We start from the raw sequence: 18,867 nt of genomic DNA, 5'->3' as shown, positions 1-18,867 counted from the left end.
GAGCCGAACAGCGCGACTTGCTACAGAAGATACTGGATTAAGATGCCGCGGAATTCTATCAGGAAGTCCAGCGCCGAATCCTCCGCGTTCGACCATTCCGGAAAACGTACACAGCATGAACACTCCCTGGAAAAAGCCCGTTCTCGTGCGGCTCGGCGAGCCGCCGGTTGAGACAACCATCGAAACCACCCAGGCAGCAGCATGGGCGATGATCGAGGATTGGCCGACCGAGGATGGCACGCTTCTCGATCGCGCGCTCGCAGTCTGTGCCGCTGTCGATGCCGGCAAACGCAAGCCGGAAGACGCGCGCAAGGCTTTTGCGGATGCCGCCGCGGAAGCCGGAATCCTCATCAGATCTTGATTTGACGCAGGCCAATACGGCTATCAAATATCAAAGTAGCTCGGCCACGAAGACTTCACGAAGCAGTGTTTCGCGCAGCGGAACCTTGGATTGGTGATGCCGTTACCATGCCGAAGGAGAAACGCATGCGCATCATATTCGTGATCCTGCTCGGTTCGGTCCTCAGTATTCTGGTATTCAAGTATATGGACAAGTCGATCGGGGACAGCACGCTGCTGGCCTCGCCGGCTGAACTTTCAGCAATGAACTGACTTTCAGCTTTCATCTTTTCGAACTGCCGCACATACTGAGGAACAAGGCGCGCCTGACGTTGTTCTCCTGCAACAAGGAGGGTTGGCCATGACTATACAGAACATGATGCTGGCACTTGGATCAGCCGTCGCAGGCGGACTGGTCATAGCACTTCTGATGCATCCGGAAACGCCGACGATAACGGCCGCAGCGAAATCCGCCCGTCTCAGCGGTCCGCCGGCCGAAACAGCATTCTTGCCCGAACGCTTCGGAGTGCCTGCCCTGTCGCAGTAACGGTAAAAGAAAACCGGCGATCTTAGGTCCCCGGTTTTCTTTGTTTGGAACGCTTTTACTGGACGCTCTTGCCGCCGTCTTCTTCTTCGAAAGTGATGGCCACGTCGCCGTTCGCAGAAAGGCGCACACGGTCACCTTCGATATCAGCGACAAGATCAAGCGGGATGAAGTGGTGGTGGCCTTCGTGCCTGCCCTGCCCGCTATCCTTCTTCGTCAACTTGATGCGACCGCCTTCGACACGATCAACCGTGCCGACATGCGCACCATCGGCGCCGATCACTTCGGCATGTTCCTTAATTTGTCCTGCTTCGATCATGGTGATCTCCTTTGTTGCGCGTGAGGAACGCGTAAACATGCCGATGGATGCATGGTGCACCAAAGAAGCTGGCGGTTACGTGCCGCATGTCACCTTACCGATGTTTAAGTAGGACGCAGGCGCGACCTATGTCATGGAAGGCGCAAGACGGTGGCTGCTTTCCGTCATGATGCAGCCGCATTGCAAGGAGTATCGGTTGAACATGCAGAATGCGCCTGACCCAGCGGCAAAACGTTCCGAGCCTGATCTGGCCGCGATCCTGGCCGGCTCGCAGGGTGGACGGAAGAAACGCAGATTCCTTTGGCCGCTGCTGACGCTGCTAATTCTGGTGGTCGCTGGCGTCGCTTACTTCTACATGGGCAGCAGCGGTCCACGCTATGACTATACAACGCGCCCCGCCAAAGTGGGGGACTTGTCAGTGGTGGTCACGGCAACCGGGTCCGTCCAGCCCACCGACCAGGTGGACATCTCCAGCGAGCTTTCCGGCACCGTCCGCAAGGTCAATGTCAGTTTCAACAGCGCGGTAACGCAGGGCGAGGTGCTGGCGGAGCTCGATACGAGCAAGCAGGAAGCGGACGTGCAGAATGCCCGCGCCCAGTTGGCATCGGCGCAGGCGAGCGTGTTGCGCGCAGAAGCGGAAGCGGCTTCCGCCAAAAACGCGTTCGACCGTCTGATCGGCTTGGTGACGAACCGCATCTCCACGCAACAGGAACTCGATGCCGCCCGCTTTGCCTACCAGTCGGCGCTCGCCGCCAAATCAGTCGCGGAAGCGTCCGTGCTGTCCGCCGAGGCAGCTTTGCGGTTGGCCGAGCTCAATCTTGCAAAGCTCAAGATCGTGTCGCCGATCGACGGCATCGTGCTGACGCGGGCCGTTGATCCGGGCCAGACAGTTGCTTCATCGCTCAATGCGCCGGTGCTCTTCACCATCGCAGGCGACCTGAAGCAGATGGAGTTGCAAGTGGCGGTCGATGAAGCCGATGTCGGCCAGGTGCAGGAAGGGCAAAATGCGGTTTTCACGGTGGATGCCTATCCGGAGCGGCAGTTCCCGGCGACCATCCAGGCCGTCCGCTTCGCCTCCGAAACCGTCTCCAACGTCGTCACCTACAAGGCGGTGCTGACGGTCGACAACAGTGATCTGCTGCTGCGCCCTGGTATGACGGCAACGGCAGACATCACGGTCAAGTCCGTTGAAGACGCGCTTCTGGTGCCAAATGCGGCGCTTCGCTACTCTCCGCCAACGACCGCACGCGCTCGCGGCAACTTCCTGACCCGTCTCTTCTCGCCTCCGCGGCCGCGTGGTGGAAACCGCGGCGGCAGTGCCGATGATGCCGCGGCAAACATCCGCGCCGTTTACGTCCGTCGCGATGGTGCGCCACCGCAGCGGGTTCGGGTCGAAACAGGTGCGACAGACGGTGAGTTCACGGTTGTCACCTCCGGTGACATCAAGTCTGGCGACCAGTTGGTGACGGACGCCGTCGCACGTAACAACTGAGGGCCGAGATGACGCTGCCTCCCCTCATCACGTTCAAGGATCTTTCAAAATCATACGGTCGTGGTGAAGCCACCATTCGCGCGCTGGACAAGATCAACCTGTCCATCACCTCCGGCGAGTTCGTCGCGATCATGGGACCGTCGGGTTCTGGCAAGTCCACCGCGATGAACATCATTGGCGGCTTGGACGTGCCCACATCCGGGGAATACCTTTTCCAGGGAATCCCGACAAGTGCCTTCGACCGTTCCCAGTTGACGCTGCTGCGCCGTCACATGCTCGGTTTCGTCTTCCAAGGCTTCAACCTTCTTGCCCGCACCTCGGCGGTCGAGAACGTGGAGTTGCCGCTGGTTTATCGTGGGATGGAGCAACGGGAGCGACGGCGGCGTGCGCTGATGGCGCTCGAGCAGGTGGGACTTGCCGGGCGTGAGAACCATACGACGCAGGAGTTATCCGGCGGTCAGCAGCAGCGCGTGGCAATCGCCCGCGCCATCGTCACGGATCCGGCCGTATTGCTTGCCGACGAGCCGACCGGCAACCTGGACACCAAGACCAGCGTCGAGATCATGGAGCTCATCACCCGGCTCAATCGTGAGAACGGCATCACGGTTATCATGGTGACGCACGAGGAAGACATCGCCGCCTACGGCAAGCGCCTGCTGCGCTTCGTGGACGGGCATCTTGCGTCGGACGAAATCCAGAACGCGGAGGCCGAGCATGTTCTTTGAGACCGCGAAGCTCGCCTGGCGGGCCATCAGCCGCAATATGCTGCGGTCCTTCCTCACCGTGCTCGGCGTGGTCATCGGCGTCGCTGCCGTGATTGCCATGGTCACGGTCGGCAATGGCACCACTGCCAAGGTTCAGGCAGAACTGTCGCGGCTCGGTACCAATACGCTCTTCGTGCGTCCCGGACAGTGGGGCCCGGGGCGTGCCAGCAGTGAGGCCAAGCGTTTTAGCGACAAGGATGTGCTGGCAATCCAGGACCAGGTCAGCGGCCTGCGCGCAGTGGCGCCGGTGAACCGCGGCACGGCAACGGTCATTGCGGGCGGCGCCAACCATTCCTCCAGCGTCATCGGCACTACCAATGACTACCTTATCGCCCAGGACTGGACGATCGCGCTCGGTCGCGAGTTCCTGCCGAACGAGGACCGCGGCAGCCAGGCGGCGTGCATCATCGGCGAGACGGTACGCAAGGAGTTGTTCGGGTCGGCCAATCCCGTAGGTCAAAATATCCGGGTCAGCAATGTCGCCTGCCCAGTCGTGGGGGTGCTGGCGGTCAAAGGCCAGTCCGGCATGGGCGATGATCAGGATGACACGGTGATCATGCCGCTCAAGCTGCACCAGCGCCGCATCGGTGGCACGACGACCATTTCCAGCATCATCCTCTCGGCACAGGATGGAGTCTCGACCGCCAAGGTCCAATCGGATGTCGAGAACCTGCTGCGCGAACGTCGGCGGATCGGCATCGGCCGCCAGGATGACTTCTCGGTCAACGACATGTCCCAGATCGCCGCGGCAATGACCGGCACAACGGTGCTGCTTACCGGTCTTCTCGGTGCAGTGGCCGCCGTCAGCCTGCTCGTGGGCGGCATCGGTATCATGAACATCATGCTGGTATCTGTTACGGAGCGAACGCGTGAGATCGGCATTCGCCTCGCGATCGGCGCCCTGGAACGTCAGGTGCTGACGCAGTTCCTTGTGGAAGCGGTGATGTTGTCGATCTTTGGCGGTGTGACGGGGATTATCGCGGGCCTCGGCCTCGCCTTCGGCGTCGTCAGTTTCCTCGGGGTGCCGTTCGTGGTCAGCCCGACCATCATCATGCTCGCCTTCGCCTTCTCCGCAGCAATCGGCATGATTTTTGGCTACTTCCCGGCGCGCCGGGCGGCGGAGCTCAATCCGATCGAAGCCCTGCGCCACGAATAAGAAAAGGGCCGAAATGGGCCCTCTATAACAATCGAGAATGTTGCCTTGGCTCAGGCGTGGGCTTCAGCTTCACGCTGCTTGGCAAGTGCTGCCAGATCAGCGGGCTTCAGTTCCACGGACTCGCCACAGCCGCAGGCGGATGTCTGGTTCGGGTTCACGAAGGTGAAGCCGGAGCGCATCTTGGTCACTTCGAAATCCATTTCAGTGCCAAGCAGATAAAGCACTGCGGAGGGCTCGATCCAGACGCGCGCACCATCCCGCTCGATGAGGTCGTCCTTCGGGTTCGGCTCGGTCACGAGATCGATGGTGTATTCCATCCCGGCGCAGCCGCCCTTCTTGATGCCGACACGAACGCCTTTTGCATCAGGGCCGGAACCGGCGACGATCTGCTTGACACGCGCGGAGGCTGCCTCCGTCATCGTCATCACTGCAAAACCCATGGGACTATTCTCCTTCCGCAAGCGGGTTCAAGGCCCGCCGCTTCATGGCATCAATGTAAGATCTGGATGTAAATGGATCAATACCAGCCGACTGCCACCTGAGCCTCTTCCGACATACGCTCGGGCGTCCACGGCGGATCAAACGTCATCTCCACTTCCACGCCAGACACGCCTTCCACGGCGCCAACGGCGTTCTCGACCCAGCCAGGCATTTCGCCGGCAACCGGGCAACCAGGCGCGGTCAGGGTCATGACGATCTTCACCATGCGGTCATCTTCGATGTCGATCTTGTAGACGAGGCCGAGTTCGAAGATGTCGGCAGGGATTTCCGGGTCGTAGACCGTTTTCAGGGCCGCGACGATATCGTCGGACAGGCGTGCGAGTTCATCTGCTGGAATTGCCGACTGGATGATGCCTTCGCGGGCATCCCACTTGAACTCGGTTTCTTCGACGGCCATGGCATCATCCTCAGGCAAAGAAGTTGCGCGCATATTCCAGCGCATCGGCAAGCGCGTCTACTTCCGCGCGCGTATTGTACATGCCAAACGATGCCCGGCATGTGGAGGTGACACCGAAGCGTTTCAAGAGCGGCATGGCGCAATGGGTACCGGCGCGAACTGCCACGCCCTTGCGATCTATCACCATGGACACGTCGTGCGCGTGGATCCCCGCAAGCTCAAAGGAAAAGATGCCGCCCTTGCCCGGCGCATTGCCAATGATGCGCAGCGAGTTGATCGTCCGCAGCCGCTCTGCCGCGTAGGCCGCAAGATCGGCCTCATGGCGAGCGATCGCGGCACGACCGATCTTGTCCATGTAGTCGAGTGCATAACCGAGACCAATTGCCTGCACGATCGGAGGCGTGCCGGCTTCGAAACGATGCGGCGGATCGTTGTAGGTGACGTTGTCTTCGGTAACGTCAAAGATCATTTCGCCGCCACCCTGGAAGGGGCGCATTTCCTTCAGGCGGTTCGCCTTGCCGTATAGCACGCCGATGCCGGACGGACCGTAGAGCTTGTGCCCGGTCATCACATACCAGTCGCAGTCGATGTCCTGGACATCGACCGGCATATGCACCGCACCCTGGCTACCATCAACGAGCACTGGGATACCCCGCTCGTGGGCGATGCGGCAGATCTCCTTGACCGGAACGACGGTGCCAAGTGCATTCGACATATGCGTGATGGCGACGAGCTTCGTCTTTTCCGTCAGCGACTTCTCGAAGTCTTCGATGTGGAAGGCGCCCTCGTCATCCACCGGCACCCAGACAAGCTTTGCGCCCTGACGCTCCCGCAGGAAATGCCAGGGCACGATGTTGGAGTGGTGCTCCATGATCGAGATGACGATCTCGTCACCTTCGCCGATCTTCGGCATGCCCCAACCGTAAGCGACCGTGTTGATCGCTTCCGTCGAGTTCTTGGTGAAGACGATCTCGTCGATCGAGCCCGCGTTCAGGAACCGGCGCACCTTTTCGCGCGCCGCTTCGTATGCTTCCGTCGCAGCGTTCGACAGGTGGTGCAGGCCGCGATGAACGTTCGCATATTCGGCTGAATAGGCGTGGCTGATGGCATCAATCACGACCTGCGGCTTCTGCGCGGACGCTCCGTTGTCGAGATAGACCAGGGGCTTGCCATGCACCATCGTTGACAGGATCGGGAAATCCCTGCGGATGGCTTCCACGTCATAGACGCCAGACTGCACGTTCTGGTCCATCGTCATTCTCCTTGAGCGCGTGTCGAAAAGCGACGCCGGTCAGGCGTGCTTTTCGAGCCAGGTCGAGATGATCGCTTCCAGCGCCTCGACAAGCGCTTCGTCTTCCAGCTCTTCGACGATCTCGGCCACGAAGGCATTGACCAACATGGCTCGCGCCTTGTTCTCCGGCACGCCACGCGCCATCAGGTAGAAGAGATGGTTGCGATCGATATCGGCAACGGTTGCGCCGTGGCCGCAGATCACGTCATCAGCGAAGATCTCAAGTTCAGGCTTCGCCGAAAAATCCGCGTCATCGGACAGCAGCAAGGTGTTGCATGCCATCTTCGCGTCCGTCTTCTGGGCATCCGGCGCGACCCGGATCATGCCCTGGAATACGCCGCTTGCCTTGTCAAACACGACGTTGCGGATGATCTCCGTCGAATTCGTGTTCGGCACATTGTGGCCAAGCACCAGCGTCACGTCCGTGTGGCTGCCGCCACCCAGGAGGTTGACGCCACGCAGCGTAAGCTCAGCACCCTCGCCTTCAACTTCGATCCGCAGTTCCTGGCGAACCAGCTTGCCGCCGGCGTTCACCACGAATAGCCAAAGCTTTGCTTCCGTGCCGAGCTTGATGCGGATCTGGCCGAGATGCGTGTCGGTGGCACCCTGCTGCTGCAGGATGATCCAGGTGACTTCCGCGCCGTCTTCCAGCACCACGTCGCTGATCGACGAAACGAAAGCATCGCCCTCCGTCACCGACTGGTGACGCTCGACGATCGTTGCTTTGGATGCCGCGCCAAAGGTGGCGGGAAAGCGGGTGTGGATCTGACCGCTGGCATGCAGCGCCTGCAACTCGATCGGCTGCGCCACTTCGGTATTCGCCGGCACGTTGAGGGCAAAACCATCGCGAACAAAGCTGCCGTTGATGCGACCGATGGCGTCGTCCTTGTCGAGTGCCGTCAGTGAAGCTGCAGCGGAGCCATCCACCAACTGATCGTGGTAGGTCGTGACTTCCACGCCATCGATCGAGGCCTCGGAAGTCGCAGCCCCCTGCAGCACAGAAAGAACGGTAGAGCCTTCGAGCACTGGAGCGATAGGGTCGATGGCAGAAGCCGGTGCGGTCGCAGGCAGGCTGCGGAGCAGCGTCTTCAGGTCCGTATAGTGCCAGGACTCGATGCGACGCGTCGGCAGGCCCGACTTCTTCAGGTCGTCGAGCAGGCGATCACGGCTGCCGATAACGGCGCCGTTGCCCGGCAGTTGGCCGATCTGGCCGCTGAAGGCTTCAACCAGGGCTGATTCGGCGGCGGTGAGACGAGGTGTCGTCTGCATGTTCATCACGCTTCTCCTTCGCCTTACGCAGCTTCCCCGATGATGTCGGCATAGCCGTTTTCTTCGAGCTGAAGCGCCAGCGACTTGTCGCCGGAGCGGATGATCTGGCCCTTGTAGAGGACGTGAACGGTGTCCGGCACGATATAGTCGAGCAGGCGCTGGTAGTGGGTAATCACGATCGTGGCGCGATCCGGAGACTTCAGGGCGTTGACGCCGTCGGCAACGATCTTCAGGGCATCGATGTCGAGGCCCGAGTCGGTTTCGTCGAGGATGCAGAGGTTCGGCTCGAGCAGCGCCATCTGCAGGATCTCGGCACGCTTCTTTTCACCGCCGGAGAAACCGACGTTGAGCGGACGGCGCAGCATGGCCTGGTCAATCTTCAGCTTGTCGGCAGCTTCCTTGACACGGCGGATGAAGTCCGGCGTCGTCAGTTCGGCTTCACCGCGTGCCTTGCGCTGCTCGTTCATCGCTACCTTGAGGAACTGCATGGTCGCAACGCCCGGGATCTCCACGGGATACTGGAAGGCCAGGAAGACGCCCTTGGCGGCGCGCTCTGCCGGATCCAGCTCAAGGATGTTCTCTCCGTTGAACAGGATCTCCCCTTCGGTGACTTCGTAGTCTTCGCGACCCGAGAGGATATAGGAAAGCGTCGACTTGCCGGAGCCGTTCGGGCCCATGATGGCGGCGACCTCACCCGGCTTAACCGTCAGGTTCAGGCCGCGGATGATCTCAGTGCCGTCTTCAGCGATACGAGCGTGCAGGTTCTTGATCTCAAGCATCTTAATTTCTTTCCGGACATAGTTCATGGCGCACAGGGCGCGAATTCGGTGAAAGGGCGATCAGCCCACGGAGCCTTCGAGCGAAATGCCGATCAGCTTCTGCGCCTCAACAGCAAATTCCATCGGCAATTCCTGGATGACTTCCTTGACGAAGCCGTTGACGATGAGCGCGATCGCTTCCTCTTCGGGAATGCCACGCTGCATCACGTAGAACTTCTGGTCGTCGGAAATCTTCGACGTCGTTGCCTCGTGCTCGATCTTCGCCGAGGCATTCTTCACGTCGATGTAGGGAACCGTGTGCGCACCGCACTTGTCGCCAATCAGCAAGGAATCGCAGTTGGTGAAGTTGCGTGCGTTTTCGGCCCGGCGATGGATGGAAACCTGGCCGCGATAGGTGTTGTTCGACTTGCCAGCCGAAATACCCTTGGAAATGATACGGCTCGACGTGTTCTTGCCGAGGTGGATCATCTTCGTGCCGGAATCGATCTGCTGGTGGCCGTTGGAAACGGCGATCGAGTAGAACTCGCCACGGCTGTCGTCACCGCGCAGGATGCAGCTCGGGTACTTCCAGGTAATGGCCGAACCGGTCTCGACCTGGGTCCAGGAGATCTTCGAGCGTGCGCCACGGCAATCGCCACGCTTGGTGACGAAGTTGTAGATACCGCCCTTGCCCTGGGCGTCGCCCGGGAACCAGTTCTGAACCGTCGAGTACTTGATCTCGGCATCATCGAGCGCGACGAGCTCGACCACGGCAGCGTGAAGCTGGTTTTCATCGCGTTGCGGCGCGGTGCAGCCTTCGAGGTAGGACACATAGGCGCCTTCCTCAGCAATGATCAGCGTGCGCTCGAACTGGCCGGTGTTCTTTTCGTTGATACGGAAATAGGTCGACAGCTCCATTGGGCAGCGAACACCCTTGGGGACGAAAACAAAGGATCCGTCGGTGAACACGGCAGCGTTCAGCGTTGCGTAATAGTTGTCGGAGGTCGGGACGACCGAGCCGAGATACTTCTTGATCAGGTCAGGATGTTCGCGGATGGCTTCCGAGATCGACATGAAAATCACGCCGGCCTTCTTCAGCTCTTCCTTGAAGGTCGTGACAACAGAGACCGAGTCGAACACGGCGTCGACGGCCACCTTCGAAGTCTTGACGCCAGCCAGAATTTCCTGCTCGCGAAGCGGGATGCCGAGCTTTTCATAGGTCTTCAGCAGTTCCGGGTCGACTTCATCGAGCGAGGTCGGTCCCGTCACGTTCTTAGGAGCGGCATAATAGTAGATGTCGTTGAAGTCGATCTTGGGGTAATCGACGCGCGCCCAGGTCGGCTCTTCCATGGTGAGCCAACGCTTGTAGGCATCCAGGCGCCACTCGAGCATCCATTCCGGCTCCTGCTTTTTGGCCGAAATGAAGCGAATGATGTCTTCTGAAAGCCCCTTGGGCGCCTTGTCCACTTCGATGACGGTTTCAAAACCGTATTTGTACTGATCGATGTCGATCCCGCGGACCTGATCGATGGTTTCCTGGACAGCAGGCATGTCATACTCCAAATCTTGCCGGGTCAAATTCCGGCAATTCTGTCTTTCTTTCAGGAGGACGTAAGCCTCCCTCATGTAGGCGCCAGAAGGCGGTTTTCACACCTTTTGGCAAGCGGAAATTTGCGTTTCCGCAAAGTGTCGACAGCTAGGCTGCCTCTCCGGTCGTTTTCCGACGACCAGCAATTTTCGCGAAGGCAGCGATCGCCCGATCCACATCGGCTTGCGTGGTCTCCGGACCGAGCGAAATGCGCAGCGCGCCAAGCTTCGGATCATGGCCCATCGCCGTCAGCACGTGGCTCTCGCCAACTTTGCCGGACGAGCAGGCCGAGCCAGCCGATAAAGCGACGCCCTCGAGATCAAAGGCGATCTGGCCGGTCTCCGACTTCAGCCCAGGCAAGGTGAAGAAGCTGGTATTTGCCACTCTTGCAACCGACGCACCATGAATGATGACGTCTGGCGCTGCCCGCCGCATGCCTTCTTCCAACCGCGCACGAATCGCTTCGATAGCAGCATTGCGTCCCGAGACATCGGTTCCCGCCGCTTCCGCAGCTGCGCCGAAGCCGATAACGGCATGGAAGTTCTCCGTGCCGGAGCGGTATCCCTTTTCCTGTCCGCCACCGCGGATGAGCGGCTTCGGCATCAGCACTTCGCCGCGGGAAATAACTGCACCGGCACCCTTCGGACCGCCGATTTTGTGCGACGAGATGATCATAAAGTCTGCATCGAGAGCCTGGATATCAACCCCCATGCGACCAACCGCCTGCACGGCATCCACGATCATCAGCCCACCAGCAGCATGCACGAGTGCTGCAGCTTCCCGGACAGGTTGGATGATCCCCGTCTCATTGTTGACGAGCATGACCGCGACCATCGGCATGCCAATCGTCTTGTCATGCGCCGACAGCAGGCTCTCCAGCGCCACGAGATCCAGCACGCCCGCGGGCGTCACAGGAACTTCGACCACATCCACGGGCTCAAACCGCCCGCCTTCGCGGATCGCTGGATGCTCGATCGCAGATACATAGAGCCTGCCAATCCGGATCGGTGCCCGGCCCATCCGGTAATCTGGCGTCAGCAGGAAGTTTGCGCCTTCCGTCGCGCCGCTGACAAAGGTCACGTTTGCAGGCTTTGCTGCAACGAGTGCTGCGACTTGGCGGCGCGCCTTATCCAGCATGTTCCGCGCTGCGCGACCCTCGGCATGAACGGATGATGCGTTACCCGGCAGGTCAAAGGCGTCCAGCATGGCCGCGCGAGCGGCCGCCGATAACGGCGCCGTCGCGTTCCAGTCCAGATATATGCGGTTCAACGCCATTGCCTGATCAGGTTCCGAATCTAAATAAGTCGATAACTAAGGGAAGCCGAAGGCCGCATTTTCCTTGAATTTTCGGCCAGCCTTGCCTTATGAGACGTCCCATCGGGCGTCCGAAGGGACCGCCCAAAGTTTCGAATGGTTCTAAACTGGGTTCTAGAAAAGCTGAGCGGCTTCGTCAAGTCAAACTCGACGCGAAAAACCCGCCAGAACCTCAAGCACGTTGACCGGAGTACCGATGCCCGAAGTCATTTTCAACGGCCCTGCAGGCCGCCTGGAAGGTCGCTACCAGCCATCCAAGGAAAAGAGCGCACCGATCGCGATCATCCTTCATCCGCATCCGCAGTTCGGCGGCACGATGAACAACCAGATCGTCTACCAGCTCTTCTACATGTTCCAGAAGCGTGGCTTCACGACCCTTCGGTTCAACTTCCGCGGAATCGGGCGCAGCCAGGGCGAGTTCGACCATGGTGCGGGCGAGCTCTCGGATGCAGCGTCGGCTCTCGACTGGGTGCAGAGCCTTCACCCTGATTCCAAGAGCTGCTGGGTAGCCGGTTATTCCTTCGGCGCCTGGATCGGCATGCAGCTCCTCATGCGCCGACCGGAGATCGAAGGCTTCATGTCGATCGCTCCCCAGCCGAACATCTATGACTTCTCGTTCCTGGCCCCCTGCCCTTCGTCCGGCCTCATCATTAATGGCGACAGCGACAAGGTGGCGCCGGAGAAGGACGTCAACGGTCTTGTGGAAAAGCTGAAGACGCAGAAGGGCATCCTGATCACCCACCGCACGGTTGAAGGCGCGAACCACTTCTTCAACGGACACGTGGAAAAGCTGATGGCCGAGTGCGAGGATTACCTCGATCGTCGCCTCGACGGCGAACTGGTGCCGGAGCCGGCGGCCAAGCGCATCCGCTAAACACTTAAAAGATGAATGAAAGTGGCCGCCAGTGAGCGGCCATTTTTGTATCTGCCCTGCCGCGGACAGTTAGCGGACGATGCTGAGCCCGCCCCATTTGCCGGCGACCGCGACTCGCGCCGGCTGGAAGGTCTGGACGCGGTTACGACCGGCCCGCTTAGCATCATAAAGCGCGGCGTCGGCATTGCGCACCGCATCCTCAAAGCCTTTGTCGCCGGAAAAAGTCGAAACCCCAAAGCTCGCGCTCACGACGAAACCTTGCGGCATGCCCGGAACGTCCATGGCCCGGATCCCGGATCGCAGTCGTTCGGCGACCGCGACGGCTGCAGAGAGCTCCGTGTTGGGCAGGAAGATCGCAAACTCCTCACCACCGATCCGCCCCAAGATTGCGCCGGCGGGTGCCTCACGATTGAGAAGGCTGCCGAAGGCGATGATCACAGCATCACCGGCGTGGTGGCCATAGGTATCGTTGATCGACTTGAAGTGGTCGAGGTCGCAGAGGATGACTGAATGCGGGCCTCGTACGGGGCCAAGCATCGCGACCTGCACGTCCTTCTCAAAACCACGGCGGTTGCGCAGACCCGAAAGGCTGTCGCGCTCCGCCTTGCCACGCTCTTCAGCCATCAGGTCCACGGTCAGGATTGCAAGCAGCAACAGCCCGACGGCAACGATGATGATGGCCGTGATGCTCTGTGAGGCAATGGCGTAATGGGTAGAAATGTAATCCTTGGGCGAATCTCCGGAGCCAAGTGCAACGGCGAGGCCGGCCTTGGCGAGGAAATGCAGGGCGCCGACCAGAAGCGCGAAACCTAAAGCCCGATCCAGCGGCTCGCGCCGCTTCGAACGAAACACCGTGTAGGTGCCGGCGAAGACGACCGCAGCGTAGGAGCCTTGATACAGGATGGGGTAAAGCCAGGTCCCACGCGGAATGTTTTGCGTGATGAAATAGATCGCCATACCGGCCACAAACACCAGCACGCCGTGCCAGACCGATACCGGCTTTCGATAGAGTTCCTCGATGCCGGCCCACAGGAAGACGATGCCGGCCAGCACCGTACCATAGACCCCGGCGGACCAGGGACGCGCGTCGGCCGCGTAAGCAACCCCGAATTCGAAGAGCATCGTCAGCGACGCGACGCCAAGACCGATTGCGAAGGACATGGCGACCCGGCGCCACCGGCTATAAACCGAGATGACTGCAAAGACTGCACTGAAGCAGGTGGCGATGACAAAATTCACCACCAGGAAAAGCACGGCAGAAGACATAACCTATCAATCGCGGAACGTGTGCCGGACGAAATCGCCTTTCCCCGTCTAGGGGCATACACAAAAAGAAAATGTTAAAGACGGCGGGAAGTTTGTCCTTAACCCGGTTTTTCATCCGGCTGCTCATGCGTCGCGACTTCATGTGAATGGAAAACTGCGTCACTTTTTGCAGTGATCGCCGCGGAAAATAATGGTAGAGCGCGGCCACCATACATCTGCCAGAGATAAACAATGTCCAGGTTCAAGTCTGATTTCCTTCGCACGCTCGATGAGCGCGGTTTCATCCACCAGGTCTCCGACGAGGCTGGTCTCGACGATCTTTTCTCGAAGGAAAAAGTGACTGCCTATATCGGCTATGACCCGACGGCGTCGAGCCTGCATGTCGGTCACCTGACACAGATCATGATGCTGCATTGGCTGCAGCAGACCGGGCACCAGCCGATCTCACTGATGGGCGGCGGCACCGGCATGGTGGGCGATCCTTCCTTCAAGGAGGAGGCCCGCAAGCTGATGACCGTCGAGATGATCGAGGACAACATCGTGTCGCTGAAGCACGTCTTCGCGAACTACCTCGACTACGATCGCCCCGGCAATCCGGCCCTGATGATCAACAATGCCGACTGGCTGCGCCCGCTGAACTACCTCGAGTTCCTGCGCGATGTCGGCCGGCATTTCTCGGTCAACCGCATGCTGTCCTTCGACAGCGTCAAGACGCGGCTCGATCGTGAGCAGTCGCTGTCATTCCTAGAATTCAACTACATGATCCTCCAGGCCTATGACTTCGTGGAGCTCAACAAGCGCGTTGGCTGCCGCCTGCAGATGGGCGGCTCCGACCAGTGGGGCAACATCATCAACGGCATCGATCTGGGTCACCGCATGGGGACGCCGCAGCTGTTTGCCCTCACCTCGCCGCTCCTGACCACCTCGTCCGGTGCGAAGATGGGCAAGTCCGCATCCGGTGCCGTCTGGCTGAACAAGGATCTGCTGCCGGTCTACGACTTTTGGCAGTACTGGCGAAACACGGAAGACGCCGACGTCGTCCGCTTCGCAAAGCTGTTCACGACGCTGCCGATGTCGGAGATCAACAAGCTGGCCCAGCTTGGCGGTTCCGAAATCAACGAGGCAAAGAAGATCCTCGCGACCGAAGTGACAGCGATTCTTCACGGCCGCGCGGCTGCCGAAGAGGCCGCGGAAACGGCTCGCAAGACCTTCGAAGAAGGTGCGCTCTCCGACAACCTGCCTTCGATCGAAGTGCCGGCTGCCGAACTGGAGGCCGGTATCGGCCTGCTCTCGCTGATCGTCCGCGCCGGCCTTGCGGCCTCGAACGGAGAAGCCCGCCGTCACGTCCAGGGCGGAGCGGTGAGGATCAACGACCAGCCGGTCAGCGACGAACGCAAGATGATCGGCAGCGGCGAAGTGACGGCCGATCAGGTCATCAAGCTGTCGCTCGGCAAGAAGAAGCACATCCTCGTGCGCCCCGCCTGATCATCAGGCATCGAGCATATTGAAGGGCCCGTTCATGCGGGCCTTTTTTATTGGAACTCGAAGATCTGACGGAAGATGCCGGGAGCGATCAGCGATAGAGGATTGACCGTCAGTTTCGGCTTGTCGAACTGGCCTTCGAGCTTGAAGGTGATGCCGAGCAGTCCACGGTCGCGCCCATTCCCGAGGATCGCGCCGATCAGCGGAAGTTCGCCGAACAAGCGGTTCAGGCCGTAGGCAGGCATGAAGGTGCCGGTCATCTCCATGCGCCCCTTGGCGTCCCGGACCAGTCCCTGGAAGGTCGCGCCGATCTGCTCCCCGCGAACGACGCCGTTTTCCACCGCAAGAGAACCGTTGCGATAAAGCAGGCTCGCATAACCACGTTGGAACTTGGCCGACGTCACGTCAATATCCCGCTTTGCAGCGGTACTGAGCGTGCGCCCCTCACGGTCGGCGGTGGAAACGAGCGATTGAAGTTTCTGCTCGTTGATCAGAGAGAAGCTGCGCAGATCAATCGCGCCGGTCCAGACATCGCCCTGTTCCCTAAGCCGCAAGTTCAGAAGGCCGCCGCGCATGTTGCTGTAGAGGTTCAGGAAGCGGGTGACGGCGCCCGCATCACCGCTGGTGATAGAGATCGTGTCGCCGCCATTCATGCGGCTGACGACCGCCTGCCGGCTTTCGGTCACGCCGGAAAAGTCGGCCGTCTTGATATCGCCCCCACGGGTCGAAAGCAGCAAGGTGACGTCGGAAAGGCTCTGGTCGTGGAAGCCGATCATCCGGTTGACCTTGGCACGGATGGTGGTGTTGTCCGTATCGCTCTTGCCGCCTTTGCCAGACCCGCTGCCCTCACTGCCAGAACGGAGCGCGGTGATCACCGGCCGCATGTCGACAACCGATCCGTTGATGCTGACGTCGAAGCCGCCCTTTGTGCGCTTCAGGGAGACGGCATAGCTGTCCGACGGTGACAACTGCATTTGCGCAAAGTTGGCAGAAACAAGCGAGCCACCGGCCAGCGCAAGCTCTCCCTTGGCGCCGAAGCCTTCTCCGTCGAGCCTGAAGTTACGCACATCGACCTGTTCGCCATCCTCCGATAGGTCGAATTCCGCTTTGGCCGGGACGCCGCTGCCTTTGGTCCAGCCGATCCACGGCACGGAAAGGGTGGCGCGTCCCAGATCGAGCGACACCGCCTGACGCTTCTCGTCGATATGAGTGAACTGGGCGGTGATTGTGCCGTCAATGACATCGGAAAGGCCAGGAGCAAGCTTCTCCCTCTGCGCATTGTTAAGCACGGCCTTGACGACCCGCTCCCGCTTTACGGAGGAAGAGGAATCGACGGGTTCGACCAGCGTGATATCAGCGGGTACCTCATCGATATTGCCCTTGGCGACAAGGCGGGCGGCCTTGTTGTCCACGTCGAGCGTTCCAGAGAGAGATGAAATCTTCCGACCGGAGAATTCCGGCTTGAGGTCGACCTTGTCGAGGTCGGCGTGTGCGTTCCATGTGGGCTTGGGCGGGTTGTGCGCCTTGATCAGCCCCATCCGCGCTGTCAGGTCGACTCGCGCCTGGCCAGAAAAATCATCCGGCTTGAACCCGGTGCCCTTCAATGCGCCGATCGGCTCGAAGTTCGCAAGCTCGGTCACGGCGTCTGCGGAACCGGCCACCTTCAAGGTCAGGTCCGCCATCAGCGGCTGGGAATAGGTTGAAGCAATGGCAAAGCGTCCACCTTCCACCGCAACGGAGCGACCCGACGGGAAGAAGGAGGCGGCGCGCGCCACATCGACCTTCATGACCTCGCCCTTGAGGTCGAAGCGACCGTTGATATTGCGCAGCGGCGGAACGTCGCCCGGAAGGTTCATTCGCGCCTCGGCGATATCGAAGCTGATCTGAAGCTCGTTCTTGTTGAGCTCCATCGGGATCCCCGGGCCCTTCATACGCCCGGCCGGGATGAAGACTGCGATCGATCCGTTGGTGACCGTGCCGCCGAACAGGTTCTCCATCACCCAGTCGCGCGGCTTTCGCGCCATCCAGAACGGCCAGAGCTGCTTGACACCCGTGACCTGCATTTCCGGCAGTTGCGCACCAAAGCTGATTTCCGGCGACTCATTGCTGAACCGAACCTTCAGCGCGCCGGCCATCCGCCCGAGCGGGCTGGAGACTGCCATTTCATCGAACTGCAGTTCCCGATCTGCCGAAAGATAGCGGCCATTGGCCTTGAGGTCGAAACGCGCCGGCTGCTCGTCTTCCGTCGCGCCGACCGCCGTGCCGCCGCTCACCAGCAGGTCGAGCCCGAAACCCAGCCGCGTATCGTTCGGATCGAGGCGGTTGAGGTCGATGACTGCTCCAGTGAAGGGTACGATAGTCGGCCCGAAGCGAGCTTCCGACTCCAGAAGCTCGACGGAGTTCTTGGCGAAGTTGTATGCGACGTTGATCTCAGCGCCCGAGAAGGTCTGCTGGATGCCGTCGAAGTAGAAGTGCCCCGGAGACTGGCGGAGCTTGGCGGTGATCGACGGCTTGACCTGCTCGCGCGAGCGGGTCGCGGCAAGCTCGAGGTCAAGATTGCCTTCAAACCCCTCGCGCGGACGTCCGTCATCGGTCCGCTGGAGAAGAAATGGCGTGACCTCCAGCCCCTGAAGCCGCGCTGATAGTGCGGTCGTCACACCGTTTACGGTGCTCGAGGCTGCGGTCAACTTTGCCTTGCGATCATTCAGACTGATCACGCCGCCGACTTCGACCTCGCCTTCGGCGCTGCGCGCCACCTGTAGATCTTCGACCATCAGCGTGACAGGCTTACGCCCGGGCGCGGCGGGCAAAAGAATCTGAATGCCGGAGATGCGGGCGGAGCCGGTCCCCGTACGCTCGATAAGACCACGCGCCTCATCAAACCGCTGGAACGCCTGTTCCAGCAAGGCCGGCATGGCGTCGACGCGCACATCCGACAACGGAAGCGGGTCGCCGTCTGGCAGTTGCGCCGTATCAAGGCGTATGTCTTCAGCCTCGATGTTCTTGATCGAGACCCGGCCGCTTAGGAGGGCGATGGGATCAACCGCCATGCGCATGGCACCGGCGCGGCTCAAGTGTTCACCCGTCGCCTGCTCGACGATGTCGACATTGCGGGCTTCGAGAGCCAGCCGAAAACGGGAATCAAACCGGATCGCGGCCGAGCCAACGGAGGCGACATAACGTGGCCCGATCGCCGAATTGAGGGCTGTCTGCGCGCGCGATGACAAGGCGCCGTCCACAATGCCGCCTTCGATGGCAAAAACGGCGCTGCTGATCGCCAGCATGACAAGCATAAAAAACAGCACGCAGGTCTTGCCGATGCGCCTGACCCGCGACCGCGGCGGCGGGCAATGGACGATGAGTGGATCTTCTACCTGGGCAGAAGGGAGTTCGTGCAAGGGGCGGATTTCTTTCCGGCTGAAACGAACCCTTTCACCTCGAATTTCCGCCATCAGGTTGAGAACTCATCTTTCTGCTTCTGCAGCCCATCAGGACGCAATTGGTCTGGACGAC

General features: G+C 60.3%; 19 protein-coding genes. 8 read left to right on the top strand and 11 right to left on the bottom strand.

Translation table 11 applies throughout. From position 1 onward, the window contains the following. Positions 1-115 precede the first annotated feature (115 nt). The 3 genes from CYG48_RS06940 to CYG48_RS22280 all read left to right on the top strand — a co-directional run bounded on the left by CYG48_RS06940 (position 116) and on the right by CYG48_RS22280 (position 886). On the top strand, positions 116-361 hold the full coding sequence (locus tag CYG48_RS06940; RefSeq protein ID WP_118849697.1) for a DUF982 domain-containing protein: 246 nt from the start codon (positions 116-118) through the stop codon (positions 359-361). A gap of 125 nt (positions 362-486) precedes the next feature. Further along, positions 487-612: a hypothetical protein gene (locus tag CYG48_RS22770; protein ID WP_256371650.1), complete on the top strand. Its 126-nt coding sequence runs from the start codon at positions 487-489 to the stop codon at positions 610-612. 88 nt (positions 613-700) lie between these two features. Next, positions 701-886, top strand: a complete 186-nt coding sequence (locus CYG48_RS22280) for a hypothetical protein (protein ID WP_150132705.1) — start codon at positions 701-703, stop codon at positions 884-886. 55 nt (positions 887-941) lie between these two features. On the opposite strand, the gene CYG48_RS06930 is transcribed toward CYG48_RS22280, so the two are convergent. After that, on the bottom strand, positions 942-1,202 hold the full coding sequence (locus tag CYG48_RS06930) for a DUF2171 domain-containing protein (protein WP_118851531.1): 261 nt from the start codon (positions 1,200-1,202) through the stop codon (positions 942-944). Positions 1,203-1,404: 202 nt separating this feature from the next. Between CYG48_RS06930 and CYG48_RS06925 the strand changes: the two genes are divergently transcribed. Genes CYG48_RS06925 through CYG48_RS06915 form a run of 3 tightly spaced genes read left to right on the top strand, consistent with a single transcriptional unit; the run spans position 1,405 to position 4,614 of the window. Beyond that, positions 1,405-2,694: an efflux RND transporter periplasmic adaptor subunit gene (locus tag CYG48_RS06925; RefSeq protein ID WP_199925278.1), complete on the top strand. Its 1,290-nt coding sequence runs from the start codon at positions 1,405-1,407 to the stop codon at positions 2,692-2,694. A gap of 8 nt (positions 2,695-2,702) precedes the next feature. Next, complete coding sequence (locus tag CYG48_RS06920) at positions 2,703-3,419, top strand: ABC transporter ATP-binding protein (RefSeq protein WP_118849695.1); 717 nt, start codon at positions 2,703-2,705, stop codon at positions 3,417-3,419. Beyond that, the gene (locus tag CYG48_RS06915) at positions 3,409-4,614 is read left to right on the top strand and encodes an ABC transporter permease (RefSeq protein ID WP_118849694.1); all 1,206 of its coding nucleotides are present in this window, start codon (positions 3,409-3,411) and stop codon (positions 4,612-4,614) included. The genes CYG48_RS06920 and CYG48_RS06915 overlap by 11 nt, the downstream gene beginning before the upstream one ends. A gap of 50 nt (positions 4,615-4,664) precedes the next feature. Here CYG48_RS06915 and sufA read toward each other — a convergent pair whose 3' ends face one another. From sufA to CYG48_RS06880, 7 genes are all read right to left on the bottom strand, one after another. After that, the gene (sufA, locus tag CYG48_RS06910; protein WP_118849693.1) at positions 4,665-5,054 is read right to left on the bottom strand and encodes a Fe-S cluster assembly scaffold SufA; all 390 of its coding nucleotides are present in this window, start codon (positions 5,052-5,054) and stop codon (positions 4,665-4,667) included. Positions 5,055-5,131: 77 nt separating this feature from the next. Beyond that, positions 5,132-5,512, bottom strand: coding sequence for an SUF system Fe-S cluster assembly protein (locus CYG48_RS06905; protein ID WP_118849692.1), 381 nt, complete (start codon positions 5,510-5,512; stop codon positions 5,132-5,134). 10 nt (positions 5,513-5,522) lie between these two features. Further along, positions 5,523-6,764 (bottom strand): cysteine desulfurase, encoded by a 1,242-nt coding sequence (locus tag CYG48_RS06900; protein WP_118849691.1) that lies wholly within the window; start codon positions 6,762-6,764, stop codon positions 5,523-5,525. Between the two features lie 39 nt (positions 6,765-6,803). Further along, positions 6,804-8,078: a Fe-S cluster assembly protein SufD gene (gene sufD, locus CYG48_RS06895; RefSeq protein WP_118849690.1), complete on the bottom strand. Its 1,275-nt coding sequence runs from the start codon at positions 8,076-8,078 to the stop codon at positions 6,804-6,806. A 17-nt stretch (positions 8,079-8,095) separates the two neighbouring features. After that, positions 8,096-8,851 (bottom strand): Fe-S cluster assembly ATPase SufC, encoded by a 756-nt coding sequence (gene sufC / locus CYG48_RS06890; RefSeq protein WP_118849689.1) that lies wholly within the window; start codon positions 8,849-8,851, stop codon positions 8,096-8,098. A gap of 60 nt (positions 8,852-8,911) precedes the next feature. Continuing rightward, on the bottom strand, positions 8,912-10,381 hold the full coding sequence (gene sufB / locus CYG48_RS06885) for a Fe-S cluster assembly protein SufB (protein WP_118849688.1): 1,470 nt from the start codon (positions 10,379-10,381) through the stop codon (positions 8,912-8,914). A gap of 145 nt (positions 10,382-10,526) precedes the next feature. Continuing rightward, positions 10,527-11,693: a cysteine desulfurase family protein gene (locus CYG48_RS06880; RefSeq protein WP_118849687.1), complete on the bottom strand. Its 1,167-nt coding sequence runs from the start codon at positions 11,691-11,693 to the stop codon at positions 10,527-10,529. Between the two features lie 235 nt (positions 11,694-11,928). Here CYG48_RS06880 and CYG48_RS06875 point away from each other — a divergent pair, with 235 nt between their 5' ends. After that, positions 11,929-12,606 carry an alpha/beta hydrolase gene (locus tag CYG48_RS06875; RefSeq protein ID WP_118849686.1) on the top strand — a complete coding sequence of 226 codons (678 nt, stop codon included), beginning with the start codon at positions 11,929-11,931 and terminating at the stop codon, positions 12,604-12,606. A gap of 69 nt (positions 12,607-12,675) precedes the next feature. On the opposite strand, the gene CYG48_RS06870 is transcribed toward CYG48_RS06875, so the two are convergent. After that, positions 12,676-13,872: a GGDEF domain-containing protein gene (locus CYG48_RS06870; protein WP_118849685.1), complete on the bottom strand. Its 1,197-nt coding sequence runs from the start codon at positions 13,870-13,872 to the stop codon at positions 12,676-12,678. Positions 13,873-13,970: 98 nt separating this feature from the next. Then, complete coding sequence (locus CYG48_RS22450; protein WP_199925243.1) at positions 13,971-14,117, bottom strand: hypothetical protein; 147 nt, start codon at positions 14,115-14,117, stop codon at positions 13,971-13,973. On the opposite strand from CYG48_RS22450, the gene tyrS reads away from it, so the two are divergent. After that, positions 14,104-15,357 (top strand): tyrosine--tRNA ligase, encoded by a 1,254-nt coding sequence (gene tyrS, locus CYG48_RS06865; protein WP_118849684.1) that lies wholly within the window; start codon positions 14,104-14,106, stop codon positions 15,355-15,357. The two genes, CYG48_RS22450 and tyrS, sit on opposite strands and share 14 nt — an antisense overlap. 47 nt (positions 15,358-15,404) lie before the next feature. On the opposite strand, the gene CYG48_RS06860 is transcribed toward tyrS, so the two are convergent. Next, on the bottom strand, positions 15,405-18,806 hold the full coding sequence (locus CYG48_RS06860; RefSeq protein ID WP_118849683.1) for a YhdP family protein: 3,402 nt from the start codon (positions 18,804-18,806) through the stop codon (positions 15,405-15,407). Positions 18,807-18,867: the final 61 nt, after the last annotated feature.

The sequence above is a fragment of the Neorhizobium sp. SOG26 genome, from assembly GCF_003491345.1.
GTDB classification, from domain to species: Bacteria; Pseudomonadota; Alphaproteobacteria; order Rhizobiales; family Rhizobiaceae; genus Neorhizobium; species Neorhizobium turbinariae.
This window is presented reverse-complemented; position numbering and strand designations above follow the sequence as displayed.